24 protein-coding genes are annotated in these 25,165 nt (G+C 28.8%); 8 read left to right on the top strand and 16 right to left on the bottom strand.

Annotated features, from left to right (window positions below; genetic code table 11):
* Positions 1-16: 16 nt before the first annotated feature.
* Both H5J23_RS11105 and H5J23_RS11100 read right to left on the bottom strand, forming a co-directional pair.
* On the bottom strand, positions 17-1,177 hold the full coding sequence (locus H5J23_RS11105) for a hypothetical protein (RefSeq protein ID WP_023052287.1): 1,161 nt from the start codon (positions 1,175-1,177) through the stop codon (positions 17-19).
* A gap of 52 nt (positions 1,178-1,229) precedes the next feature.
* The gene (locus H5J23_RS11100; RefSeq protein ID WP_185892269.1) at positions 1,230-2,051 is read right to left on the bottom strand and encodes a MerR family transcriptional regulator; all 822 of its coding nucleotides are present in this window, start codon (positions 2,049-2,051) and stop codon (positions 1,230-1,232) included.
* Positions 2,052-2,149: 98 nt separating this feature from the next.
* On the opposite strand from H5J23_RS11100, the gene H5J23_RS11095 reads away from it, so the two are divergent.
* On the top strand, positions 2,150-3,466 hold the full coding sequence (locus H5J23_RS11095) for an MATE family efflux transporter (protein WP_023049880.1): 1,317 nt from the start codon (positions 2,150-2,152) through the stop codon (positions 3,464-3,466).
* Here H5J23_RS11095 and H5J23_RS11090 read toward each other — a convergent pair.
* A complete protein-coding gene (locus H5J23_RS11090; RefSeq protein ID WP_023049881.1) occupies positions 3,459-4,172 on the bottom strand; it encodes a 2-phosphosulfolactate phosphatase in 714 nt (237 codons plus the stop codon). The genes H5J23_RS11095 and H5J23_RS11090 overlap by 8 nt on opposite strands.
* Before the next feature lie 106 nt (positions 4,173-4,278).
* Here H5J23_RS11090 and H5J23_RS11085 point away from each other — a divergent pair, with 106 nt between their 5' ends.
* Positions 4,279-5,331 (top strand): alanine racemase, encoded by a 1,053-nt coding sequence (locus H5J23_RS11085; RefSeq protein WP_040406158.1) that lies wholly within the window; start codon positions 4,279-4,281, stop codon positions 5,329-5,331.
* 62 nt (positions 5,332-5,393) lie between these two features.
* The gene (locus H5J23_RS11080; protein ID WP_023049883.1) at positions 5,394-6,005 is read left to right on the top strand and encodes a nitroreductase family protein; all 612 of its coding nucleotides are present in this window, start codon (positions 5,394-5,396) and stop codon (positions 6,003-6,005) included.
* A 46-nt stretch (positions 6,006-6,051) separates the two neighbouring features.
* Here H5J23_RS11080 and H5J23_RS11075 read toward each other — a convergent pair whose 3' ends face one another.
* Entirely contained in the window at positions 6,052-7,236 is a 1,185-nt protein-coding gene (locus tag H5J23_RS11075; RefSeq protein WP_023049884.1) for a MalY/PatB family protein, read from the bottom strand.
* Between the two features lie 19 nt (positions 7,237-7,255).
* Positions 7,256-7,831 carry a GNAT family N-acetyltransferase gene (locus tag H5J23_RS11070; protein WP_221892829.1) on the bottom strand — a complete coding sequence of 192 codons (576 nt, stop codon included), beginning with the start codon at positions 7,829-7,831 and terminating at the stop codon, positions 7,256-7,258.
* Between the two features lie 133 nt (positions 7,832-7,964).
* Here H5J23_RS11070 and pncA point away from each other — a divergent pair, with 133 nt between their 5' ends.
* Entirely contained in the window at positions 7,965-8,582 is a 618-nt protein-coding gene (gene pncA, locus H5J23_RS11065; RefSeq protein ID WP_023049886.1) for a bifunctional nicotinamidase/pyrazinamidase, read from the top strand.
* Positions 8,583-8,597: 15 nt separating this feature from the next.
* Here the strand turns inward: pncA and H5J23_RS11060 are convergent, their stop codons facing one another.
* The gene (locus H5J23_RS11060; RefSeq protein ID WP_023049887.1) at positions 8,598-10,220 is read right to left on the bottom strand and encodes a nitrite/sulfite reductase; all 1,623 of its coding nucleotides are present in this window, start codon (positions 10,218-10,220) and stop codon (positions 8,598-8,600) included.
* Positions 10,221-10,382: 162 nt separating this feature from the next.
* On the opposite strand from H5J23_RS11060, the gene H5J23_RS11055 reads away from it, so the two are divergent.
* Positions 10,383-11,501, top strand: a complete 1,119-nt coding sequence (locus H5J23_RS11055) for an alanine racemase (protein ID WP_185892267.1) — start codon at positions 10,383-10,385, stop codon at positions 11,499-11,501.
* Here H5J23_RS11055 and H5J23_RS11050 read toward each other — a convergent pair.
* From H5J23_RS11050 to lgt, 3 genes are all read right to left on the bottom strand, one after another.
* Positions 11,498-13,102, bottom strand: coding sequence for a CTP synthase (locus H5J23_RS11050; RefSeq protein ID WP_023052387.1), 1,605 nt, complete (start codon positions 13,100-13,102; stop codon positions 11,498-11,500). The two genes, H5J23_RS11055 and H5J23_RS11050, sit on opposite strands and share 4 nt — an antisense overlap.
* A gap of 135 nt (positions 13,103-13,237) precedes the next feature.
* A complete protein-coding gene (locus H5J23_RS11045) occupies positions 13,238-13,648 on the bottom strand; it encodes an META domain-containing protein (protein ID WP_023050487.1) in 411 nt (136 codons plus the stop codon).
* Positions 13,648-14,520 (bottom strand): prolipoprotein diacylglyceryl transferase, encoded by an 873-nt coding sequence (gene lgt / locus H5J23_RS11040; protein ID WP_023050488.1) that lies wholly within the window; start codon positions 14,518-14,520, stop codon positions 13,648-13,650. Before lgt ends, H5J23_RS11045 begins: the two co-directional genes overlap by 1 nt.
* Before the next feature lie 255 nt (positions 14,521-14,775).
* Here lgt and H5J23_RS11035 point away from each other — a divergent pair, with 255 nt between their 5' ends.
* From H5J23_RS11035 to panF, 3 genes are read left to right on the top strand one after another with little or no spacing between them, the layout of a single operon-like run.
* On the top strand, positions 14,776-15,987 hold the full coding sequence (locus H5J23_RS11035) for an FprA family A-type flavoprotein (protein ID WP_023050489.1): 1,212 nt from the start codon (positions 14,776-14,778) through the stop codon (positions 15,985-15,987).
* A 60-nt stretch (positions 15,988-16,047) separates the two neighbouring features.
* The gene (locus H5J23_RS11030) at positions 16,048-16,281 is read left to right on the top strand and encodes a YhdT family protein (protein WP_023050490.1); all 234 of its coding nucleotides are present in this window, start codon (positions 16,048-16,050) and stop codon (positions 16,279-16,281) included.
* 8 nt (positions 16,282-16,289) lie between these two features.
* Positions 16,290-17,738: a sodium/pantothenate symporter gene (panF, locus tag H5J23_RS11025; RefSeq protein WP_023050491.1), complete on the top strand. Its 1,449-nt coding sequence runs from the start codon at positions 16,290-16,292 to the stop codon at positions 17,736-17,738.
* An 18-nt stretch (positions 17,739-17,756) separates the two neighbouring features.
* On the opposite strand, the gene H5J23_RS11020 is transcribed toward panF, so the two are convergent.
* The 7 genes from H5J23_RS11020 to H5J23_RS10990 are packed head-to-tail and all read right to left on the bottom strand — an operon-like array spanning position 17,757 to position 25,150.
* Complete coding sequence (locus H5J23_RS11020) at positions 17,757-19,655, bottom strand: molybdopterin biosynthesis protein (RefSeq protein WP_185892265.1); 1,899 nt, start codon at positions 19,653-19,655, stop codon at positions 17,757-17,759.
* Complete coding sequence (locus H5J23_RS11015; RefSeq protein ID WP_185892263.1) at positions 19,648-20,853, bottom strand: molybdopterin molybdotransferase MoeA; 1,206 nt, start codon at positions 20,851-20,853, stop codon at positions 19,648-19,650. Before H5J23_RS11015 ends, H5J23_RS11020 begins: the two co-directional genes overlap by 8 nt.
* Positions 20,853-21,563 (bottom strand): twin-arginine translocase subunit TatC, encoded by a 711-nt coding sequence (gene tatC, locus H5J23_RS11010; RefSeq protein WP_185892261.1) that lies wholly within the window; start codon positions 21,561-21,563, stop codon positions 20,853-20,855. The genes H5J23_RS11015 and tatC overlap by 1 nt, the downstream gene beginning before the upstream one ends.
* Positions 21,553-21,750 carry a twin-arginine translocase TatA/TatE family subunit gene (locus H5J23_RS11005; protein WP_023050495.1) on the bottom strand — a complete coding sequence of 66 codons (198 nt, stop codon included), beginning with the start codon at positions 21,748-21,750 and terminating at the stop codon, positions 21,553-21,555. Before H5J23_RS11005 ends, tatC begins: the two co-directional genes overlap by 11 nt.
* Positions 21,751-21,765: 15 nt before the next feature.
* Positions 21,766-22,485 carry a formate dehydrogenase accessory sulfurtransferase FdhD gene (gene fdhD / locus H5J23_RS11000; RefSeq protein WP_023050496.1) on the bottom strand — a complete coding sequence of 240 codons (720 nt, stop codon included), beginning with the start codon at positions 22,483-22,485 and terminating at the stop codon, positions 21,766-21,768.
* Between the two features lie 12 nt (positions 22,486-22,497).
* Positions 22,498-23,022, bottom strand: a complete 525-nt coding sequence (locus H5J23_RS10995) for a hypothetical protein (RefSeq protein WP_185892259.1) — start codon at positions 23,020-23,022, stop codon at positions 22,498-22,500.
* A gap of 19 nt (positions 23,023-23,041) precedes the next feature.
* Positions 23,042-25,150 carry an aldehyde ferredoxin oxidoreductase gene (locus H5J23_RS10990; RefSeq protein WP_185892258.1) on the bottom strand — a complete coding sequence of 703 codons (2,109 nt, stop codon included), beginning with the start codon at positions 25,148-25,150 and terminating at the stop codon, positions 23,042-23,044.
* Positions 25,151-25,165: the final 15 nt, after the last annotated feature.

Raw genomic sequence — 25,165 nt, 5'->3', positions numbered from 1 at the left:
TCCTTTAATAATTAAACTACATAAAAACTGTATAAAGAATATTAGCTACTACTCCAGCAACTATTCCACCAATTGTATGACTAAATATAGCTTTTCCTGTTAATCTTCTATAACCTAAACTATCCATCATTGCCACGTGAGTACTTAAATATCCACTCCATGTCATTCCCATAGCTGTAAATACTGCAATTTCTCTAGATGTTATCGCTCCATCATTGATAAATCTAGGAACCAACCCTAATGCAGCTCCTACGGCTCCTAAAGATGTTATTGGAAATGCCAAAGCTTTTGCACTTGTAAATCCAAAAAGTGGCTTTAAAATAAATTGTAGTTTTTCACCTATATAAGGTAGCAATGCAATTCCTTGATAAGCTTCACCTGTATAACCTTGCGGTCCTGGTCCATTAGTTAGCAATAAAACTGTTGTACAAATTATTAAAACTCCTGGAATTATTTCCATTCCCATTTGTACTCCATTTTTTCCTCCTTCTAATAAAGCTTCTAATAATCTTTCCAATACATTTCCATCTCTTATATCTCTATATTCAAAGAAATCTGAATCTGCAGATTCATCTTCTAAAGATTCTTTTTTTTCATTAAAAATCTTTTTTGTAAAATTAATCATTAGATTAACACTTACTATACTACCTACAAAAGCTCCTAAATTTCCTAGAACAACTGGAAATACAAGATTTTCATTCATACTACCACTTTGAGCTATCATAAATGTAGAAACTATAAATCCCATTCCAAAAGAAGTTCCTAAATTTGTTAAAGCTGGTAATTGATATTTCTTAAAATATTTAGTAAATCCTTTATCTGCTGACAAACTTAAAATAGCTGGATTATCTGAAATATATGTAGTCAAAACTCCTAAAGCTGCCGCCCCAGGTAATCTATATAATGGTTTCATTAGTGGTGATAGTAATTTATTTAATATTGCAATTACTCCAAATTCTGATAAAATTCCTGCAAATGCTCCTGCAATAACTGATACTCCCATTATAAAGAACACTGTATTTAACAGTAAATCATGGGCTGTTTTTATAATTGTATTAATCATATTGATTCCACCCATCTTACTAGATGTTAAATAGATTAATGTCGAAAGTATTGCTATACATACAACACCTTCTAAGCCCATAGCTTTTTTTCTTCTTGATTTTTTTGCATCCATGTTTTTTCTCCTCTTTACTTCCTTGCTACCTTATAGAATATCTTAATTTTTACTATTTTTCAAATTTTTTTATAGGAATATATATATCTATTATCCCTCCAAAGCCATTTTCAAATGGCACCACAACCTCATTTCCCACTTCAATAGAGTTTCCTTCAATTTCAAACTTATTATCTTTTATAAAACGATACAAATTTTCATAAGTCAACTTTATCATGTCAAAAGTAGTTTTATGCTTTAACATAACACAAATTTTGCTTTTTAAAACTTCTTCACCTGCTATTGATTGATTATCTGGAACTAAAATACCAATTTTACTTAGTGGTAATTCTGATCCTTCGTACAAATCATGTTTTTTTACTTCTGATATATAAATTATTTCCTCTATATTATTTTTATTCCCTAATCTTTGTAATTTATCATATGTTTCTGCTATTTCTTTTTGGTCCAAAGGATTTTTTATTTTTATAAAATAAACTTTCATTTCTTTTAAATTAATTATTTCAACTTTCTCTTCTAAATTACTTAACATCTCTTTTAAACATAATATTTTTTCAGTTATTCTATTTTTACTTTTTCTTAATTCATCAATTCTTTTATCTATATCATAAATTTTTTCTTCTAAAAACTCTATATTTTTAGTTGGATTTTTTACTTTAATATAATTTTTTATTTCTTCTAAAGAAAACCCTGCTTCTTTTAAAGTTATAATGAAAAACAAATCCCATATTTGAGAATTAGAATAATACCTATATCCATTAACTTCATCAACATATTCTGGAACTAATATGTCTTTTTTATGATAAAAAATAAGAGTTTGTTTTGAAATATTCGCTAATTTTGCTAGTTCAGAAATTTTATATCTATTTTTCATATTTTCTCCTTGACAATATAGTTAAGTATATAGTTTATAATAACATATATAACTATTTATTTATATAATATTATTTTAATTTCATAGAGGAGAGAAGAATGTCACAAAATATCACTTTAGAAAATGGGTGTGTTAAAAAATTGTTTTTTAAATTCGCTTTACCTAGTATTTTAGGAATGTTAATTGTTTCCCTTCAAATTATGGTAGATGGTCTTTTTTTAAGTAAGGGAGTTGGAGCACAAGGATTAGCAGCTGTTAATCTCTCTATGCCTCTTATTAATTTATTACTTAGTATTGCTCTCATGATTTGTATCGGTGGTGGAGTTTTAGTTGGAATAGCTTCTGGAAACGGGAATGAAACTAGAGCTAAAGGACTTACAAGTCTAACTTTAGTTTTACTTCTAACAACACTTCTAATAATATCTGTTTTTCTATTATCAAATTTTGAAACAGTTATAATGCTTTTAGGAGCTAATGAAGAAACTTTTGTTCTTGTAAAGAAATACTTAGCTATCCTCATTCCAGGTTCTATATTCTTTAGTATGCCTATCTTTACTGAAACTTTTGTCAGAATAGCTGGTAAACCTAATCAAGTTTTCATTAGTGGTTCTGTTTGCTTTATTGCTAATGTTTTTCTAGATTATATATTTGTTTTAAAATTAGGTATGGGAATGGAAGGAGCTGCTGTTGCATCATGTTTCGCAAATATGTTTGGAGCCCTAACTCTTTTTCATCATATGCGTTTTGGAAAAATAATATGTACATTAAAAGATATTAAAGAGATTTTTTATAATGGTAGTTCTGAGATGCTCACTGTTATTTCAAGTGCTATCACTATATATATTTTTAATATTATTATAATGAAAAATATTGGCGTATTAGGTGTATCTGCACTAACTATTGTTTTTTATATTAATTCAATTGTTAATATATCTCTTTATGGTCTTTCTCAAGCTCTACAACCTATAATTTCGTATAATTTAGGAGCTAATAGAATTGATAAAATTAAAGATGTACTTAAAGTTGCTTTAAAATCTGGAGCAGTAATTGGACTAACAACCTTCATTGGAATGCATCTATTTGGTGATAAAATAATTTATCTTTTTTCAAATGGAAATAAGGAGTTAGCTGATTTAACTAACAAAGCTATATTTTTCTTTACATTTGCGTATTTATTATCATTTATTAATATAATATCTAGTAGTTTCCATACATCTATTGAAAAACCTTTTGAATCAGCGTTTATATCTTGTGGAAGATCTATTATATTTGTATTAATTCCCCTTTTTATATTACCCGCATTCATAGGTGAAATAGGCATCTGGTTAGCTATTCCTATTGCTGAACTTATTTGTCTTGGTATAAGTATTCCATTAATGAAAAAATCATTAAAAAAACTTCCTCTTTCTATTTAAGAGGAAGTTTTATCTTTCCATTTTTATAAAACGGAGTAATACTAAAAGCGTCTACAGTTGTACAATACTCTAAATCATTTTCATAACCGATAGATTTCAAATAACTATAGTGCTTACTTTCAGATAAAATTTCTTTTATATCTGAAGTTAAGTCTGCTATCTTTTTCAATGATAATCCTAAATCATTTATTTCTAATTTAATCTTTTCAGACATTTTTTTTATAATCATTCCAGCACATAAGCTATCATCTAATGAAAATTCATCATCTGTTCCAGCACAAAGAATAACAACATCTTTTTCACTTTCTAAAAGCTTTTCAGAAATAGCAGATATATTTAAGTAACAAGCTATATATAAATTATCAGCACTTAAAGCATTCTCTATAGCTCGTGTTCCATTACTTGTTGTCATGAAAATTTCTTTTCCTTGAACAGCTTCTTTAGTGAATTCTAGAGGAGAATTTCCAAATTTAAATCCCTCTATTTTGAGTCCTCTTCTCTCTCCTGCTAAAAATCCATCTTTTTTTGCCCTCCACTTCTCTTTCGCTTCATCTATCTCTTTAAAGGGATAAATACAGCTAGCACCATTTTCTAAAGCTGTAACCATAACTGTTGTAGCTCTTAGCACGTCAATTACAACAACATTTTTTCCGTTAAATTTCTTTTTTAAGGCACATTTTGCTGATTCTAAAACTTCTACTTTCATATTTAATCATCTCCTTATTTTTGTATTTTATAATATTTCTTTTGAAATTTAAAGAATTATATGGTAATAATAGTAACAATATAAAAAATATGTGAGGGGTGTTAGTATGGGTAGAGATGGTTTTAAGATACAACTTGTTCAAGAAAATATAATTCATAATTTTAATTATATAAAGAATTATACAAAAAAAGAGATTATTTCAGTTGTCAAAGCAAATGCTTATGGTCATGGTTTAAAAGAGGTTGTTCCTATTCTAGTAGAGGGTGGATGCAACTATTTTGCTGTTGCTAGAGAGTCTGAAGCTCTAGAAATTCTTTCACTTAATATTCCTAATATTAATATTTTAATTTTTGAAACAGTTGAAGATTTTTCAATTTTAAAAAAATATAAAAATTTAGAAATGGTTATTAATAGCACTGACGAACTTTTAGAACTAATTAAAGAGAAGGTAAATTTTTCTCAACTTCATTTGAAATTTGACTTTGGTTTTGCTCGAAATGGATTTATTCAAAACGATATTGATTCTATAAAAGATATTATAATAAAAAATAATCTTCATTTTAAGGGTGCTATGACACATTTTTTTAGTTCTGATATTAATGAAACCATCGATATTCAAAATAAGTTTATTGAATCAATTAATTACATTGGAAACAATTATTTTGATATTATACATTCTCAAAATAGTGCTGCCACGCTCTTAGGATTAGGAAACGGTTCTACACATGTTCGTTGTGGAATAAGTCTTCTAGGAATGCTAGACCCTGGAATTATAGATTACAATATTAAGCGTTCTTGGACTCTTTCTGGTCCTATATATAATATAAAGAATTTTTCAGATTTAGATTTTATTGGATATGAACGTATAAAAAATATATTTATAAATAACTATTCAAAAGTTGGAAAAATAAAAATTGGTTATGGAGATGGATTTTCTAAGAGAAATACAAATATCTTGTGCCATATAAATAATAAAGAATATCCTATAGTTCACATTAGTATGGATACATCATTTGTTCTTATAGATGATTCTGTTAATTTAGGCGATTTTGTAGAAATTTATAAAGATTTCGATAAATGTAATGCTTTTTTAAAAATGGATCATTACGAATATACTACTCTTATAAACTCTAGAATTCCTAGATTTGTTGTTAAATAATAAAAGATTTTCTCTTCAATCTCAGTATATATAGTTAAGTATCTTTGTGGAGGTGTGTTAATATGAATTTTAAAGATGTTATTTCTAAAAGAAGAAGTGTTAATTTTTTTGATCCAAATAGAGAGCTTGACTTGAAACTTTTTGAAGATATTATAAATGAGGCTGTTCTTGCTCCATCAGCGTTTAATCTTCAACCTTGGGAAATTATTGCTGTTCGTTCTACTGAAGCTAAGGAAAAACTTTTTACAGCTTGTAATCAACCTAAAATAAAAGAAGCTTCTATGACTCTAATCTTAGTTGGGGACACTTTTGGATATGGTCGAGACAATCCTATGTGGAATATAAAAATTGATTTAGGATTAAAAGAAGAAAAAGTTGGACAGCTTATTAATATGTGCGAAACTGTTTTATACCCTACAGAAGTTAAAAGAAATGCTATGGCTGTTAGAGATGTTTCTCTTTTAGCAATGTCAATTATGCTATGTGCAAAAGACCATGGTGTTGATACTCACCCAATGATTGGGTTTAATGAAGATAAGGTAAAAGAACTTTTTAATATTGATGAAGATAAAACAGTAGTTATGCTTCTTTCAATAGGATATTTTGATGAAACTAAAACTTTAAATCCAAGAGAAAGAAGATTAAATTTCAATGAAATTTGTACTGTTATATAAAGTAAAAAACAAGCAAGTTTAAAATCCTTGCTTGTTTTTTTATCGATTAATTTTTTAGTGCTCTTTCTAGTCTTTTTAATGCTTCTTCTAAAATAGATTTATGACATGCAAAATTTAGTCTTATAAATTCCTTTCCTTCGTTTCCAAATATCTCTCCGCCATCAATAACAATCTTAGCTTCTTTTTCTAATTTATTTTTTAACTCTTTCTCATCTAAATTTAACTCTCTAAAATCAATCCAAGCTAAATATGTTCCTTCTATTGGTAAGCACTTTACTTTTGGTATCCTCTCTTCTAAATATTTTTTTAGAAATAAATAGTTCTCTTCAAGATATTCCAACAAATTATTTAACCAATCCTCACCTTCTTTTGAATAACAACTTTTAACTCCAATTGCTCCAAAAATATTTGGTACTGGTTTAGCAGCTACTTTAAACATTTCATTTATAAATTTTTCTCTTAAATTATTATTAGGTATTATTATATTTGATGCTTTTAAACCTGCTAAATTAAATGTTTTACTTATTGATGTACAAACAACTAAATAATCATGAATTTTACTATTTAAAATTCCCATCGATGTAAATTTATTATTAAATAGTATTAAATCACTATGAATCTCATCTGAAACTACTATTTTTTTATATTTTAAACATAGCTCTATAATATTCTTTAATTCATTTTCACTCCAAACTCTTCCAACTGGATTATGAGGATTACATAAAATTAACATTTTATTTTTTGAATCTTTCAATTTTTCTTCTAAATCTTTAAAATCTATTTCATATCTATCCTGAATCAATTTTAATGAGTTATTTACTACTTTTCTATTATTTAACTCTACAGACCCTTTAAACGGTGGATATACTGGATTTTGAACTATTACTCCATCTCCAGGTTCAGTGAATGCTTGAATTGCATAACATAATGCAGGAACGACTCCACTTGTTGGAACTATCCAAGATTTTTCTATATCCCAATTATTCTTATTTTTCAACCAAAATATAACACTGTTATAGTAATCATCACCAACTGTATTATAACCAAATACACCATGACTAACTCTTTCCAACAAAGCTTTTTCTACGAAATCTGGAGCTTTAAAATCCATATCTGCAACCCACATAGGAATACTGTTCTCATCTACGTAAGATGCCATTTCAAGCATACCTTCTAAACTCCATTTTCTTGAATCTGAACCTTTTCTTTCAACGTAATTATTAAAGTTCATAATCTCCACTCCCTTTTACCTAATTTATTCCAAATTCTTTAGGATATTCAACTGTACCTTTCACATTACTTAAAGCTCCAGGATATAATTCAATTGCCATAAAGTTCTCATCTGGTACTTCTATAGGACATTTTATTCCCCATTTTGAAGCTGGTTCATAACCAAATTTTTTATAGTAGTCTGCATGACCTAAAACAACAATTCCTTTATATCCTAATTCTTTAGCTATTTTATGACCTTTTTCTACCAAGCTTTTACCAATACCCTTTTTTTGAAATCTTGGCAATACCGCTAAGGGAGCTAAAGTTAACAATGTATCATTTCCTACCTTAACTTTTGTAAAAAGAATATAACCTACTATTATACCTTTAAATTTTGCTGTCAATGATAAATCTTTTACAAAAGCATCACTTTTTAATAATTCTCTCACTAACTTATGTTCATTGTGATCTGAAAATTTCTCTCTTATAAAAGCCTTTTGTACTACTTCACAAACAAAATCCTCTTCTGTCATTTTTTTATATTTTTTTCTTTGAAAAATATAAACAGCTAAACTCCCTAAAATAAAAAATGCAATTCCTAATATTACGTTCATATTCCCCCTCCTTAAATTTTATACTTATATATACAATAATAACAAATAGAAATCCTTTTTCCAAGTTGTTTTTAATTTACATTTTTTTCTTTAGCTGCTATACTGTGAAAAATGAATTTTTAGGAGGTTTATTTTGAAAGCTTTGATTGTTGTTGATGTTCAAAATGATTTTTGCGAAGGTGGGGCTTTAGCAGTTAAAGATGCTCATGAAATTATCCCTATTGTTAATAAAGTTATTGATTTTTTTAATAAAAATCAATATTTCGTTGTAGCTACAAAAGATTGGCACCCAGCTAATCATAAAAGTTTTGCAAAAAATTCTAATGGAACTATTGGAGAAATTGGTATTTTAAATAATCTCCCACAAGTCTGGTGGCCTGAACATTGTGTTGAAAATACTTATGGCTCTAACTTTCATCCAAATCTTAAAGAAATTAAACATATTATTTATAAAGGAACTAATTTTGAAATTGACTCTTATAGTGGTTTTTTTGATAATGGAAAATTAAAAAGCACTGAACTGTTATCTCTTTTAGAAAACAACCAAATTTCAGAAATTTTTGTTTTAGGTCTAGCTACAGATTACTGTGTTAAACATACAGTTTTAGATGCTCTTGATTTAGGTTTTAAGGTTAATGTTATAGAAGATGGTTGTAAAGGTGTTAATCTATCTTTTAACGATTCTAATAACGCTCTCAAAGAGATGATGGAAAAGGGTGCAAAAATAATAAAAAGTGACGATTTAAATTAATCGTCACTTTTTTAGTTAAAACTCTTCTAATCTTCTTTCATACATATAATTACTAAAAGTAATATCATAAACTTGTAATATTTCTAAATAATCTCTAAACAAAGATTTTACCAAAATTGGTATTTCATCTATTGGTAAAATTAAATTTGGTATTTCAAATGCTAAAGATTGAATTGAATCAGTTAATATTCCTCCCATATAAACCTGCATACAATCAACTAGCTTATCATTTATTTTCTTTTTTAATCCAATAAATCCTAATGGAGCTACTGGAACACCTGCACAAGAGCTTGGACATCCAGAAATTCTTATATTTTTAGCCTCCTTAAATATAATTTTTCTATATTGTGGAAACTCTTTTGCTAATTGGTCTAATTCATCTCCTATTGCGTCTGCTATACTTTGAGAATCTTGAACTCCTATCATACATACTTTTGCACCGACACATGCTCTAATTTGTCCTCTTATTGATATAGTTTCTGTAACTATCTCTGGAATTGTTTCACTTAAATATTTGTATATATAAGGAATCGCTGATTTATGAACCAATGGAATAACTAGGTTTTGATTAATAGTAGCTCTTATAGTTGGAGTATTTATATCCTTCATTAATATATATAACTTCTCTATATCTTTTGCACTTAAATCACCATTTTTTACATATAGCACAAGAGAAACTATATCTTTAAATTTAGTTTCTTTAGTACAAATATCCTTCCATAAATTAAATGTCTCTGAATTCTCAATTTCATCAAATTGTTTTAACTCTCTTACTTTTTTTTCATAGTCTATTTTAGGTATCTTTCCATTAACTATAGTTTCTTTTTCAAAGTAATCTAAATATAATTTTTTAAAACCTTCAAATCCCATTTTTTCAACTAAGAATCTCAGTCTTGCCTGCATTCTGTTTACTCTATCTCCACGATCATAAAATAAGTTTATTAAAGCTTTAACTGCTCTTAGTAAATCTGTCTCAGGTAAAAATTCTATTAAAACATGCCCAATTTTACTACCTCTTCCCATTCCACCACCGCAGTAAACTTTAAAACCTTTTTCGCCATTTATTTCTTTTGCAACAAATCCCATATCTTGAACAGCCATAACAAATTCATCGTCTAAAGAGTTTGAAAACCCTATTTTTAACTTTCTTCCAAAATCAAAAGCTTTATCCATAAAAAACACTTCATTTTCAACCATTCTTGCATATGGCATTACATCAAATATATTTCTTTTATCAACTCCTGTGTACGTAGAAACTAAGATACTTCTAAATGTGTTTCCACCTCCACCTCTAAAATACATCTCTTTTGAATTGCATTGCTCTATTGTGTCTTTCACTCTTTCAAATTCAACTTCGTGAAGTTGATAATTCTGTCTTGTTGAAAGGTGTAAATATGGAATTTCTTCTTTTTCCATTATTCCAGCTAAAGATTTAAATTTTTCTATTGAAAGCTCTCCTCCAACAGCTTTTAGTCTCAGCATCATTTTTTTACCCTTTTGCTCATAAATTCCAAATTTTGATCCTCTTTTTTTTAAATCTGCTGATTTCAAATTATTATTTGAATATTCTGTTATTCCCTCTTGAAGCTCTAAATATTCTTTTTCAATATCTTTTAATTTTTCTTCAATTCTTTCCATAACAATACCTCTTTTCAAAAAATTTAGTAATATTATCTATTTTCAACATATCTTTGTTTTTCCTTTTAATAAATTTTTAATTTATTTTTTTTAATAAATAAAGTTTGACTTTAAGAAAAAAATGTTGTATATTTTATTAGAATTTAAATTGGAGGTTTATATATGAATAAAAAAAATATATCATCATTAACTACACCAAGTTTTTTAGTTAATTTAGATGCATTAGAAAATAATATAAAAAAATATCAAAATTTAGCTGATGAAAATCTTGTTGAATTATTCCCTATGCTAAAAACTCATAAAAGTAGCGAAATCACTAAAATGCAGATTGAAGCTGGAGCTAAAGGTGTTTTAGTTGGAACTTTAGATGAGGCTGAATCTGTTGTTAAAAAAAGTGGAGTAACTAAAGTTATGCTTGCCTACCCTATTATTGGAGATAGTAACTTAGATAGAATAATTGCTCTTAGTGCACAATGTGACTTATTTGTTGCTTTTGACAATGAAATTCCTGCAATTGAACTTTCAAAAAAATTAGGTACAAATACAATTAATTATCAAATTATAATAAATAGTGGTTTAAATAGATTCGGAGTGTCACCTGAAGAAAGTGTTAATTTATATAACTCATTACAAAAATACCCTAATCTTGTTTTCAAAGGTATTTCTACTCACACTGGTCAAGTTTATGGTTTTTCAAAAGATCATGTTAATGAAATCACAGAAAAAGAGATTAATATAATGACTTTAGCTAAAAATCTTTTAATTGAAAATGGTGCTACTGTTGAATTTGTAGCTACTGGAACTACTCCAACTTTTGAAAATGCAATAAAATCTAAAGAAATAACAGTTTCTAGACCTGGAAACTATGTATTCTTTGATGCTATTCAAGTAGCTTTAGGTGCTGCAGAAGAAAAAGATTGCGCTTTAACTGTTTTAGCAACTGTAGTTTCTCATCCATCTGAAGATTTATTTATTCTTGATTGCGGTAGTAAGTGTTTAGGACTTGATCAAGGAGCACACGGAAACTCTTTAACAAAAGGATTTGGAATTGTTAAAAATCATCCTGAACTTACTGTTATTGGATTATCTGAAGAAGTAGCAAAAGTAAAAAAAGAGGGCCCTACAGCCCTAAAAATTGGTGATAAAATTGAAATTATCCCTAATCACTCATGTTCAGCAGCTAATATGACAAACTACTTAATAGGTCATAGAGCTGGAACTATTGAAAAAATTATTGAGGTTGATATAAGAGGAAATTCTAGAAAAATTTCTCTTGATTAATTATTTTCTCTTTTATAAATAGCTTTTACAAACCCTAAAAATAGCGGGTGTGGTTTTCCTGGTCTACTTTTAAATTCTGGATGAAACTGACCCGCTATAAAAAATGGGTGTGACTCTTTAGGTAATTCTACAATTTCTGCTAAAGTTCCATCTGGAGATTTTCCAGATATCTTTAGACCATTTTTTTGAATTATCTCTTTATAAATATTATTAAATTCATATCTATGTCTATGTCTTTCATATATAAGCTCTTCTTGATATAACTCATAAGCTAAACTATCTTTTTCTAATTTACATGGATAAAGTCCTAATCTCATTGTTCCACCTAAATTTTCAATATTTTTTTGATCTAATAAAATATCTATAACTGGAAATTTTGTATTTTTATCAAATTCTGTAGAATTCGCTGCTTCCATAGCTAAAACATTTCTAGAAAATTCAATTACTGCACTTTGCATCCCTAAACAAATACCTAAAAACGGAATTCTATTTTCTCTTGCAAATTTTATTGCATCAATTTTGCCTTGAACTCCTCTATCTCCAAATCCACCAGGAATTAATATTCCATTAAACTGTTCTAAAGTCTTTGTATCTAACTCTTCTGCTTGAATATAATGAATTTCAGCTTTTAATCCAAGTTCGTATGCTGCATGCTCTATAGACTCATTTATACTTATATACGCATCCTTTAATTCAATATATTTTCCTACAACGGCCAACTTAATCTTATCAGTTGGATGTTTAATTTTTCTTACAATTTCTTTCCAAATCTTTAAAGTTGGTTTTTTATTTTCAATTCCTAATTTTTTACATGCAACGTTAGCTAATCCATTCTCTTCCATTATAAGTGGAACTTCATAAATTGTCTTAGCATCTGGAGCTTCTATCACTGCATCCTCATCAATATCACAAAACATTGATAGTTTTCTTTTTATATCCATACTTACAGGATGCTCTGTTCTACAAACTAAAATATCTGGTCTTATCCCTAAACTCATCAGTTCTTTTACTGAATGCTGAGATGGCTTTGTTTTTAATTCTCCTGCAGCTTTTAAATATGGTAAAAGTGTCACGTGGATGTATAAAACATTATTTCTTCCTACATCGTACTTAAATTGTCTTATAGCTTCTAAAAAAGGTGTAGATTCAATATCTCCAACCGTACCACCTATCTCTGTTATAACTACATCTGAATTATTTTCTTTTCCAACTAACTCTATTTTAGATTTTATCTCGTTTGTTATATGTGGAATTACTTGGACAGTCTTTCCCAAGTATTGACCTTTTCTTTCTTTATTGATTACAGATTCGTATACTTTACCAGTTGTAATATTATTATACTTTGTTAAATTTTCATCTAAAAATCTTTCATAATGACCTAAGTCCAAATCTGTTTCAGCACCATCGTTAGTTACAAATACTTCTCCATGCTCATAAGGATTCATTGTTCCTGGATCTATATTTATATATGGATCAAATTTTTGAATAGTTACACTATATCCTCTTTCTTTTAATAATCTTCCTAGCGATGCTGCTGTAATTCCTTTTCCTAAAGATGATACAACTCCTCCTGTTACAAATACATACTTAGTTTCTTTCATAAATATCCTCCATTTATTTTATAAAAATCGAAAAAAAAAAAGGCGAAAAAAAAAATTTCGCCTTAACTTAATCCAATTTTTTATAAAAAATTTATTTCCCTTGGATATTTTTTATTTTGATATTATTTTGTATCATTATTTTAATTTTTTGTCAACTTTTTTATTTTCTTTATATTGTAAAGTAGATCCATCTTTTAAATTAAAAATTAATATATCATCTTCTACTTTAAATGTTTGAACTGTATCTAATTTTTCTAAATATTCAGATTCCATTTTCATAACTTTATCTGAACCAGCCATTAGAGTTGATCCTAATTTTTCTAACTTAATTTTATTTCCTTTTTTCTCATATCTTCCAAAGTAATTATTTAACCCAGAGAATCCATAAAAATTATGTTCGTCAAACCCTATTAGTACATTTGGAATAGAGTTTTCTTGAATTAAGATATACTCTTTCCCTACTAATCTTTTATTTTTTGTTGTCAAGCTTGAACACCCTCCAAATAAAACTGAAATCATTAATAGTATTCCTAAGATTTTTTTCATTATTTATCACTCCCTGATTTTTTATTAATAACTATTATAATTATTGCTGCTATCAACAACATTATAAAACTTACAACATGCGGGGCTCTAAACCCATACAACATTAAATCTTCTGCTCTAAAGAAACTCACAATTATACGATTAATACTATATATTATTATATATGTCCACCAAATTGTTCCTGTAGCATAATTTTTTTTCCTCATAAAAAAATATAAAAAGAAAAAACCTATAAAATTAAGTGCTGCTTCATAAAGCATTGCTGGATGAAGAGGTAAATTAGGAAATTCTGATCCTGCTGGTGATGATGTCGGAAACACTAATCCCCAAGGAACTAACTCTTTATATTGAGCTTTTTCAGTTAAACTCATCAAATTATAACTATTATACCATTGATAAAAACTTGGTTTTAAATTAAATATCACTTTTAGTGGAGTAAATGTTGGAACACCATGTACTTCTCCATTTGCTAAGTTTCCAAACCTACCTATACCTTGACCTAAAAGTAGCAAAGGTGCAACCATATCTCCTAATAAAAATGGATTTAACTTTTTCCTATGAGCATAAATCAAAGTTCCTATAAATCCACCTATTATACCACCATGTATAGCCATTCCACCTTTCCATACAGCTATTATATCCTGAGGATGAGAAAAGTAATAAGTATAATTGAACAATACATAATACAATCTTCCTCCTAAAAGACCTGACAGCATTGCAATAAAAGCGTAATCTTCAATAATATTTTTTGATATTCCTTTTTTATCAGCTTCTTTTTTTAACAATTCTATTCCTATAAAAAATGCAATTGCGTAACACAATCCGTAATAGCTTAATTTAAAACTGCCTATTTGTAAAAATATTGGATTCATATAAAATCTCCCTATTTGTAATTTTTGTATATCTAGCTTTGATTTGATTATATCACCACTTCGAATTTTCGTAAAACTTTTTTTATTTTTTTCTACATTATTTATTAAACCAATGTCCTTTTTATATTTTTTTTGTATAGTTTTTGTTAACCTATATTTAATTATTGTTTATTTTTACAATTATAGTTGAATTTTTAATGATTTTAGATTAAAATATATACAGTTAATATAGACTAAAATATCAAGGAGGAAAATATGCATTATCATGCGCCTATTACAGAAAAAGTTTTCTGGATTGGAACTAACGATAGAAAAACTGAAAGATTTGAAAATTATTTGCCATTACCGCAAGGTGTTGCTTATAACTCATATTTAATAAACGATGAAAAAACTTGTATCATCGATACAGTTGATTTCTCAACTGCTGGATTATTTATTGAAAAAATAAATGGAATTTTAAAAGGAAAAGCTCTTAACTATATTATAGTTAACCACATGGAACCTGATCATTCTGGTTCTTTAGGGGAGGTTATGGCTCACTTTCCTGAGGCAAAACTTATTGGTAATGTGATTACATTAAAAATGATTAAAGCTTTTATTCCTGATTTTGATGAAGCAAAATTTATCTGTATAAAAGAGGGAGATAAATTAAGTTTAGGTCATCATACTCTAACTTTTGCTATGGTACCTATGGTTCACTGGCCTGAATCAATGGTTACATATGATATAACTGATAAAATTTTATTCTCTAATGATGCCTTTGGAAGTTTTGGAACTTTAGACGGTGGAATTTTTGATGACGAAATTAACTTCTCTTTCTACGAAGATGAAATGAGAAGATATTATTCTAACATAGTTGGAAAATATGGACCTCAAGTTTTGAATGCTATTAATAAATTAGGTGGACTTGAAATAAAATATATTTGTCCTTCTCATGGAATTTTATGGAGAAAAGATATCTCTGTAGTTATCAATCACTTTGCTAATTGGGCAAGCTTTACTCCTGAAGAAGAGGGTGTTGTTATCGTATATGGTACTTTATATGGAACAACTGCAAAAATGGCAAATGTTATTGCTAGAGAACTTGCTTGGAATGGAATTAAAAATATAAAAATATATGATGCCTCAAAAACTGATCACTCATACATTATTAGCGATATTTGGAAATATAAAGGGCTTATTATTGGATCTGCAGCTCATAACAATGATGTTTATCCTGTTTTACAAGGACTTTTACATAAATTAAAGAATTACGGTTTAAAAAATAGATATCTTGGAATTTTCGGAAATATGCTTTGGAGTGGTGGTGGAGTAAGAGGAATACAAGCCTTTGCTGACGCCCTTCCTGGTTTAGAAGTTATCGCTGATGCTGTTGAAGCTAAAGGAGAACCAACTCCAGACGATCAAAGAAAATTAGAAAATATTGCTAAAGCTATGGCTGAAAAGTTAAAAAGTGAAAGACAGTAATATCTAAGACTTTAAAGAGAGCAAAACATGCTCTCTTTTTTTACGTTAGGGAGGTTTTTAATGAAAAAAAATATTAAACAAATTAATAAAGAAGCGATTATTACTTGTTTACTGTATCTTTTTTATTTTTGCTGGTGGTATTATTTCGCATATATTTATAAATCAGATACTAATGAATTTATTTTAGGTTTACCTAGTTGGTTTTTCTATTCATGCGTTTTAGGATTAGTTGTTATAAACGTATTAGTTTTTATAGCAGTTAAATGCTTTTTTAAAGATGTCGATTTAGATTAGGAGGATTAATGCTTATACTTTTACCAATTATTTTATATCTTTTTTTAATGTTAGGTGTTGCTTGGAAAGTCAATAAAATTAAAAATAGCGGTAGCGTTGATTTTATGGAGGAATACTTTATTGGAAGTAGAAATATGGGGGGATTTGTTCTTGCTATGACAATTATTGCTACTTATATAGGTGCTAGCTCATTTATAGGTGGACCTGGAGTTGCGTATAAATTAGGACTTGGATGGGTTTTGCTTGCATGTATTCAAACACCTACTGCTTTTTTAACCTTAGGAATTTTAGGAAAACGTTTAGCTATAATATCACGTAAAATTGGTGGTCTTACTATCACTGATTTACTTAGAGCAAGATATAAAAATGATATTGTTGTTATTCTGGGGTCTGTTATCATGCTAGTTTTCTTTATTGGAACTGTTGTTGCAAACTTTGTTGGTGGAGCAAGACTTTTTGAAAGTGTCACTGGGCTTCCCTATATTGTTGGATTAGTTATTTTTTCCTTTGTTATAATTACTTATACAACTATCGGTGGATTTAGAGCTGTTGCTCTAACAGACGCTATTCAAGGTGGGGTTATGTTAATTGCTTCAGGTATTTTATTTTTCACTCTTTTAAAAAATGGCGGTGGAATGGAAAATATTATGAGAACAATTGAACAAACAAATCCTGCTCTTTTGACACCAGATTCTGGTGGAGCAATTGCTAAACCATTTATTCTTTCTTTTTGGATGTTAGTAGGAGTTGCTATTCTTGGTCTTCCTGCTACATCTGTTAGATGTATGGGATTTAAAGATAGCAAATCGATGCATAATGCTATGATTATTGGAACATCTGTTGTTGGGATTTTAATGCTTATTATGCATTTAATTGGAGTTATGGGAGTTGCTATTCTTCCTGGAATAACTATTGGTGATAAAATAATTCCGACCTTAGCAATTTCAAAATTACATCCTATTTTAGCTGGTGTATTTATAGGTGGGCCTCTTGCTGCCATTATGTCTACCGTTGATTCATTTTTAATTTTATCATCTGCAACTATTGTCAAAGATTTATATATTAACTATATTAATCCAAATCCTGGAGATAAAAAAATTAAAAAACTTTCACTATTTACTTCACTATTTATAGGAGTAATTGTTTTTCTTTTATCACTTGATCCTCCTGAACTTTTAGTTTGGATAAATCTTTTTGCTCTAGCAGGTCAAGAAGCTGCATTTTTCTGTCCTATTATTATGGGATTATATTGGAAAAGGGCTAACGCTCTTGGTGCTATATCCTCTATGATTTTTGGTGTAGCTTCATATATATATTTTTCTGTTTTTAAAATTAGTTTTTCTGGGCTTCATCAAATTGTACCAGTTATTGCCATGAGTTTATTAGTCTTCATTTTAGGGTCTTTCTTAGGTGAAAAACCTGATGATGAAACTATTGATATCTTCTTCAATCTTTAAAGATAGAAATGCTCGAGATTATCTCGAGCATTTTATTTCTATAACTTCACCTGGTTTATTTAGACTATACCCATCTAAACTCTCTATTTTTTTCTTTAAAAAATCAGATTTCAAAAATTTAATAAACTCTTTAATTTTTTCACTATTTTTTATTTCTGGATTTATTAAAAAATCATACTCCTCTTTAGCTAAGGGAATAAAATCTAAATCTGCTATTTTAGCAGCCTCCATTATTCCTAATCCAGCTTCAGCTGTTCCATTTTTTATAGCCATTGCTACATCTAAATGAGTTGCAACTTCATAGTCATACCCTTTTAAATTTATATAATCTAAGTTTTCATCTTTTAACCAATAATCTAAAAGTATCCTTGTTCCTGATCCTCTTTGTCTATTTACAAATTTAATATTTTTTTCTAATATATCTTTGATTTCCTTTAAATTTAAAGGGTTTCCTTTTTGGACTATTAACCCCTGGATTCTTTCGACACCTTTCACTAACATCATATCTTCACTTGGAAAATATTTTTTTATAAAAGAAATATTATATTCTCCACTTTCTTCATCTAACATATGAATGGGTGCAATATCTGTATTTCTCTGCTTTATTGCTAATATCCCTCCGAAACTTCCCACATGAGTAGAGCATAGTTTTATAGAATCCCCAATTAAGTCCATAACAATATCATGACTTCCTATTGATACTAAATTATTATCTATCTCTTTTAATGGTTTTAATAACCTTACCTTTACTCTCTCTCCTAAACCAATCCCTTCAACTGATTTAGATATTTCCAAAATTCCATCTGCTTTTGATAAGCTCGTTGTAATCCCCGCTCCTCTAGCTAAAGGCATTACTATATACTCATCTTTATTTTTATGTAGAGTTACCCTCACAAGCTCTTTATGTTTTAAAGACGACACAATACTTTTTCCTAATTTTCCCTCTATAAAATTTTCAACATTAAAAATATTAGTCATCTTTTCTAAAAGTGGTTTCATAAATATATCCATCGCTAAATATGCTGAAACTGGATAGCCTGGTATCCCTATAACTGGTTTTCCATTTATTTTTCCTAATATTGTTGGTTTTCCAGGTTTAATTGCTACTCCATGAATAATAACCTCTCCTATTTCTTCAATCACATTTTTTGTATAATCTTTACTACCTGCTGAAGACCCTGCATTTACAACTAAAACATCATAATTTTTAGAAAGTTCTTTTAACTTTTTTTTCATTTCATTATAATTATCTTTTAATTTTTCTTGAATATGTGGTATCCCACCCCATTCCTTTATTTGAGCTGAAAAAATATAAGAATTACAATCAATTACTGATTTTTCCTTAAACTCTTCTTTAAATATGTCTATAACTTCATCTCCTGTTGGAATAATAGCTACCATTGGTTTTTTATAAACCTCTATCTCCTTTATTCCTCCAGTTATAAGTGCTCCTAAATCTTGAGGTAAAATCTTATGATTTGACTTTATTAACATTTCTCCTGCTACAATATCTTCACCTATTGGCCTTATGTGTTGCCACGGCTTTGCGTTCTTTATAATTTTAAAGTTTCCATCCTCTAATTCAATTAACTCTTCAATCATAACAACACAATCCCCTAAAGACAAATCCAGTGGATTTCCTGTATTTACATATTTAAAATCATTTTCATTTAAGTACACAGGAGTCACTTCCGTTGCTTCTTTTATTTTTTCTGAAAAAAGAAAAATTCCATCCATTGCACTTGCTGCATATGTAGGAGAACAATAATTAGCATAAACAGCTTTATAAGTAACTCTTCCTACTGAATCTAAAACTGATATTTTTTCGCTTTTAAAATCAAAAGATATTTCTGAAAAATATTTTTCTAAAGCTAATTCTACATCAATATTATCTATATAAATATTTCTTTTAGACATTCAATACAACCTCCACTAATTCTCCTTTATAAAGTCCTTCTTTATGTTCTGGTATAATTATATAACCATCTCCATCTAAAATTGGTCTTATCATAGAAGATTTGCTAACAAGTGGATAAACTTGTACTTTTTGATCCTCTGTCTTTAACTTAACATTTATGAAACATGTTTTTCCAGGGTCACCATAAATATTTTCTTTTAACTCACCATATACTTTTACTCTTTTTTTATTTAAAAATATCGGTTCAACTAGAGCCTTAAAAACATTTACTCCTGATTGAGGATGTCCTGGCATTCCAAAAATAAATTTATTTTTATATTTTGCTATTATAGTTGGCTTTCCAGGTTTTAAAGATATTCCATGAACAAATATATTACCCCCTATATCTTCTATGGCTTTTTCTGTAAAATCTCTTACTCCTACAGAACTACCACCAGAGATTAATACAACATGAGCTATTTCCAAAGCTTTCTTTAATGTTGATGATAATATACTTAAATCATCTTTTACTAAAAATGTACTGGTAACCTCTCCTAGTCCCTCTTCAATTAGAGCTCTAAAAATATTTGTGTTTATATCATAAACTTCACCTATTTTTAATTCTTTTCCTAACTCTACAATTTCATCTCCTGTAGAAATAATTGAAAACTTTATTTTTTCGTAAACTTTAACTTTAGATATTCCAATAGACGATAAAACACCTATATGACTTGATGTTATTCTTTCGCCTACTTTAACCAATAAATCATCTTTTTTTATCTCAGACCCTTTTATAATTATATTTGAAAGTTGTGCAATACCTTTATTAATTAATATTTCCTCCCCTAAAGTTTCGCAATCTTCTATCATAACCATAGCGTCTGCTCCAATAGGAAGCATCCCTCCTGTTGGAATATACATACACTGCCCTAAATCTATCCTATTAACATTCTCTTCTCCCATTTTCCCATTACCTATATTTTTTAAAGGAATCGGTGAAAATTCACTAGCACCACAAATATCTTTAGCTTTTACAGCATAACCATCCACTGTAGATCGATCAAATGATGGTAAATCTATATTTGATACTATATTCTCTGCTATAATTTTATTTAAAGAATCTTCTAACAAAACTTCTTCTATTTTTAATTCTTTATCTAATTTTGATACTATGCTATCTATAGCTTCTTTTAAACTCACTGTTTTAAAAAATCTCATTATTCCTCCTGATATTTATTTATTAACCAACAAATACCTATACTTAACTGTAATAATAATATCATTGGAAGTGCTAACATAATTTGAGATATTATGTCTGGTGGTGTCATTACTGCTGCTACTATAAATATTATTAATATCATAATTGGTTGTTTTTTCTTCAATGTTGTGGCTTTTATAAGCTTTAATTTTGCTAATAATGCTGCTAAAACAGGCATTTCAAATACAATTCCAAAAGTAAAAATAATACTTAATACAAAATCTAAATATGACCCTATCGAAATCATTTGAGCAATCTCATCTCTTTGGAATTTTTGAAAGAACTCTAACATTGTTGGTAATACCATTTTATAAGCAAAATAACTTCCAGTTATAAAAAATAACAATCCACCTATAAAAGAACCTACTATATATAATCTTTCATCCTTATAAAGACCAGGAGATACAAAGGTCCATATCTGTAAAATTGTTATTGGTGATGCTAAAATTATTCCTCCTATTAATGATATTTTTAGATAAGCTAAAAATAATTCTGGAGGAGTTAAATAAACCAATTTCATACTTTTATTCATATTCAAAAATATTTCAATTAATATATTTGAATATTCATAACAAATAAATGTTGTGATTAAATTAGCAACAACTATATATAACATCCTTTTTCTCAACTCTGCTAAATGTCCTAGCATTGTTAAATTTTTATTTTTCACTATTTCCCTCATTCTTTGATTGTGTATTTGGGTCTATATCCTTACTAATATCGTTAGCATGTCCTTTAAACTCTTTTATAGCTTTTCCTAAACTTTTTCCAATTTCTGGTAGCTTTGATGGTCCAAAAACTACTAATGCTATACATAATATTAATATCAATTCAAACGGTCCTAATCTTCCAAACATTTTTTATCTCTCCCCTTATTTTATTCTATTTTCAAAAGTATAAATTATTGGATCATTTTTTCCAATCCTTCCAATTAAACAAACTCCCAATTTTTCTGCTAACTCTATTGCTAAACTACTTGGAATACTAATTGTAGCTACAACAGGTATTTTAGTTGCTACAGCTTTAAGCACCATATCTAAAGATAATCTTCCTGTAGTAGTTATAACTGAATTTTTTAAATCAAATTCTTTGTTTAAAGCTGCTCCAATAACTTTATCAACAGCATTATGTCTTCCTATATCCTCTCTTATGACAACTTCACCATTTGCATTTCCAATTGATGCACAATGCATTCCACCACTATTTTTATACATCGCTGCACCTTCTAACATATCTCTTGCAATTTTTTTTATTCTTTCTAAAGATATTTGATTAGAATATTCTATTTTCTCTTTTTCCATAACTTTCTCATCAAAAAGTGCTCCACTTCCACAACCACTTAAAACTACTTTAGGAATAGTAAATAAATCATCTTTTACTTCTCCTAAGGTATATGTTGCAATGAGTTTTGCATCTTTACATGCCGCTATACTTTCTAACTCATTTTTATTCTTTATTATTCCTCTCGTATAAAGATGACCTAAAGCTAAATCTTCTAAATCATATGGTGAACACATAAAAGTTACCATTTTTTCTCTATTTACTTTTAGCTCTACTGGCGCTTCTTCACATACATTAGTTTTTTTTAACATATTACTCCTTTTTTATGGATTTTCAAACTGTCCTACCTCTACCCATTCACACAATCCTTTTGCATGTCCAAAAATCATATATGTATCAGAAAAAAGATATTTAGCTCCATTTGAAGCTTCCACTATTTTTATATCTATATATTCTTTATTTTTGATTATTTCATCTATCAAATCTTCTATATCATCCCTGTTAAATGGAGATAGTTTAAAAATTTCTAAAGATGTTGGTCTTGGATATAATTGAGATTCTTTTCTAACTAAATCAATTATTACTTCTTGAATATTTTTTTCTTTCAAATTAAATAAAACATCTCTATATGCATTGCTAATATAATCTTTTGAATAAAAATATACTTCTGTTTTTCCTCTAATTATATCTATATCTTTTGTCTTTTCACTATTTTTTAATTCTTCTATCACTCTTTCAATTTTAGAAGCCTTTATTTTTAAAGGCTCCCTTTCTAATTCATATTTACTAATTAATTTTCCTAATTTTGACGCTTCCCTTATAGACTGAGCTAAAATCTCTATATTCATTTCTCTTCCCTTTTTGTTTTTATGCTGGTAATAAATTTAATCTTTCAAGCTCTGCTGCAACATCGGACATTCCCAATCTATTTAATGTTTCTTTTGTTGGAGCTCCTGTTTTTTCATCCCATCCCATCTCTTTATAGAACATTGTCAGTGCAACTTGCATATCCTCTCTATCCATCTTATCTGTTCCAGGAGTAAATGCTTTAATATCTGGATCTTTATCGAATACCCAATCAGTCATTCCATCATGTTCTTCTCTCATATTAATTGTATTCATATTTTTTACTGTTAATGCTCTATGTAAAGTAAATACTCTCTCTGCAGCTAAATCTAAACTTTCTTCTGTATAATTTTCTCCTGTTACCACAGTCATAAATTTAGATTCTAAAGCTAAGTCGCCTCTATAATTTCTTGATTTATGTGGAGAAACTGTCATTGGCCACATCCAATTACAAAGAGTTAAAGAATCATGTAAGCAATTTTTTACAATAGCCCATTTAGCTAATTTAGCTTTATACTCATTCATTGGACTATAATTTAATGGTGGATCTATTCCATCAGGTGAACCTACAATCTCTGCTACAACCTCTTTTTGAATCTCTATTGGCAATCCACTTCCAACTAAATTTACTAAAGTATGACTTTGAGCATCTCTATTGAACATACAGCTTATTAATGACCCTACTTGACCATTTGTCTCGTTAGAATGATGTTTTGGAAATCCTAATCTTGACCATAACCCATATTTAGGATTATTCCAATAATCATCTCCAAAGTCCCATCTTTTAGCAACCCAATATGCTCCGTCTCCAAGATGACTCAATTCTCCTTCTTTATAAGCTATTCTTCTATAAAAATCAATTAGAAATGCCGGATCTTTTTCTTCTAATAAATTCCACGGAATAGAGTTATACTCCTCTTCTGGTAAGACCTTTTTAAAAATTCCACTTTCATATCCATGTTTTAAATCTGTTCCAATAAGACCATAGTTACACCATACTCCATAGTCATCAGCTAATGATGCTCCAATAACTGCAGCAAACATTTTTCCGTCACCTTTCTCTTCTATATCTTTATTTCCTTTAAACATCACTCTTTGAGGTGAAAAGTACCCCATACAAGTATTTGCTACATAAGGTGATAATCCATAATCTTGCAATTTAGGTACCTTTAATTGGCTCATACATCTAATTGGGCATGATTGACATCCTCCCATTCTTACTGTATATTTTTCTGCTGAAGGACCTAAATCAAATGTAGCTTTCATTGTTCTATAGCCCACTTTATTTACGTCACCTGCTGCTGCAATTCCAGTTTCTATCGGTCCACCCTCTGCTGCACCCCAAGTTAATCCTTCTCTAGCTGTCCATCTGCTACCTTTATGATGAAACTCAGACCACGGTTGTGGAGTACTTGGTACAACATGTTGATTGTTTGCTCCAATTAAATCTTTCATCATATAATTATTTAACTTTAGTAACTCTCTACCTTTTCCAGCAATATTGACAGCATTAGTCCCTTTTACTCCAATAGCCTTTAACATCTTTGATCCTAATATACCACCATGGCCACCTGCTGAATGACTTAATCCGTTCATAATTACAGAAAGATTTACCATATTTTCTCCTGCTTGACCTATTGCTGCTATTGAAGCCTCTTTTCCCATTATTGCTCCTAATTGAGCTGTTGTATCTTTTATCCCTTTACCCCATACATTTGTTGCACTTTCTAAAGAAACTTTATCATTATCTATTTTTAACCAAACTGGTCTATTTGATTTTCCTTCAATAATTATAGCATCATATCCCGCATATTTTAATTGAGCTGCAAAATTTCCTCCCATATGCGAATCTCCTACAGCATTATAAGGATTTGATGGAAATAGCGATGTTATATTTGTTCTAGAACTTGAAGGTGCTCCTGATCCTGTTAACGGTCCTACTGCAAAGACTATTTTATTAGCTTCATCAAAAGCTTTTGTTCCTGCTGGTACTTCATCAAATATAACTTTATATCCTATTCCCATTCCACCAATAAAATCTTTATATTTAGACGTAGGTTCTTTTGTTATTATTCCTGTTGTTAAATTTACCCTTAAAATATTTCCTGCCCATCCATATGATTTACTCATTTTTTATTTATCCCC

This window comes from Cetobacterium sp. 2G large (genome assembly GCF_014250655.1).
In the GTDB taxonomy this organism is placed as follows: domain Bacteria; phylum Fusobacteriota; class Fusobacteriia; order Fusobacteriales; family Fusobacteriaceae; genus Cetobacterium_A; species Cetobacterium_A somerae.
Note: the sequence above shows the minus strand (reverse complement) of the source record. Positions and strands in the feature narration are given on the sequence as shown.

What these genes read in the sequence shown, in the direction of transcription:
- H5J23_RS11050 (WP_023052387.1), bottom strand. Translation starts at nt 13,102, where the DNA reads ATGAAAGAAACTAAGTATGTATTTGTAACAGGAGGAGTTGTATCATCT.
- H5J23_RS11035 (WP_023050489.1), top strand. Translation starts at nt 14,776, where the DNA reads ATGCATTATCATGCGCCTATTACAGAAAAAGTTTTCTGGATTGGAACT.
- H5J23_RS11055 (WP_185892267.1), top strand. Translation starts at nt 10,383, where the DNA reads ATGAATAAAAAAAATATATCATCATTAACTACACCAAGTTTTTTAGTT.
- H5J23_RS11100 (WP_185892269.1), bottom strand. Translation starts at nt 2,051, where the DNA reads ATGAAAAATAGATATAAAATTTCTGAACTAGCAAAATTAGCGAATATT.
- H5J23_RS11030 (WP_023050490.1), top strand. Translation starts at nt 16,048, where the DNA reads ATGAAAAAAAATATTAAACAAATTAATAAAGAAGCGATTATTACTTGT.
- H5J23_RS11015 (WP_185892263.1), bottom strand. Translation starts at nt 20,853, where the DNA reads ATGAGATTTTTTAAAACAGTGAGTTTAAAAGAAGCTATAGATAGCATA.
- H5J23_RS11060 (WP_023049887.1), bottom strand. Translation starts at nt 10,220, where the DNA reads ATGGAAAGAATTGAAGAAAAATTAAAAGATATTGAAAAAGAATATTTA.
- H5J23_RS11095 (WP_023049880.1), top strand. Translation starts at nt 2,150, where the DNA reads ATGTCACAAAATATCACTTTAGAAAATGGGTGTGTTAAAAAATTGTTT.
- H5J23_RS11045 (WP_023050487.1), bottom strand. Translation starts at nt 13,648, where the DNA reads ATGAAAAAAATCTTAGGAATACTATTAATGATTTCAGTTTTATTTGGA.
- lgt (WP_023050488.1), bottom strand. Translation starts at nt 14,520, where the DNA reads ATGAATCCAATATTTTTACAAATAGGCAGTTTTAAATTAAGCTATTAC.
- H5J23_RS11070 (WP_221892829.1), bottom strand. Translation starts at nt 7,831, where the DNA reads ATGAACGTAATATTAGGAATTGCATTTTTTATTTTAGGGAGTTTAGCT.
- H5J23_RS11085 (WP_040406158.1), top strand. Translation starts at nt 4,279, where the DNA reads ATGGGTAGAGATGGTTTTAAGATACAACTTGTTCAAGAAAATATAATT.
- H5J23_RS11005 (WP_023050495.1), bottom strand. Translation starts at nt 21,750, where the DNA reads ATGTTTGGAAGATTAGGACCGTTTGAATTGATATTAATATTATGTATA.
- H5J23_RS11080 (WP_023049883.1), top strand. Translation starts at nt 5,394, where the DNA reads ATGAATTTTAAAGATGTTATTTCTAAAAGAAGAAGTGTTAATTTTTTT.
- panF (WP_023050491.1), top strand. Translation starts at nt 16,290, where the DNA reads ATGCTTATACTTTTACCAATTATTTTATATCTTTTTTTAATGTTAGGT.
- H5J23_RS11020 (WP_185892265.1), bottom strand. Translation starts at nt 19,655, where the DNA reads ATGTCTAAAAGAAATATTTATATAGATAATATTGATGTAGAATTAGCT.
- H5J23_RS11075 (WP_023049884.1), bottom strand. Translation starts at nt 7,236, where the DNA reads ATGAACTTTAATAATTACGTTGAAAGAAAAGGTTCAGATTCAAGAAAA.
- H5J23_RS10990 (WP_185892258.1), bottom strand. Translation starts at nt 25,150, where the DNA reads ATGAGTAAATCATATGGATGGGCAGGAAATATTTTAAGGGTAAATTTA.
- H5J23_RS11090 (WP_023049881.1), bottom strand. Translation starts at nt 4,172, where the DNA reads ATGAAAGTAGAAGTTTTAGAATCAGCAAAATGTGCCTTAAAAAAGAAA.
- fdhD (WP_023050496.1), bottom strand. Translation starts at nt 22,485, where the DNA reads ATGTTAAAAAAAACTAATGTATGTGAAGAAGCGCCAGTAGAGCTAAAA.
- H5J23_RS10995 (WP_185892259.1), bottom strand. Translation starts at nt 23,022, where the DNA reads ATGAATATAGAGATTTTAGCTCAGTCTATAAGGGAAGCGTCAAAATTA.
- H5J23_RS11105 (WP_023052287.1), bottom strand. Translation starts at nt 1,177, where the DNA reads ATGGATGCAAAAAAATCAAGAAGAAAAAAAGCTATGGGCTTAGAAGGT.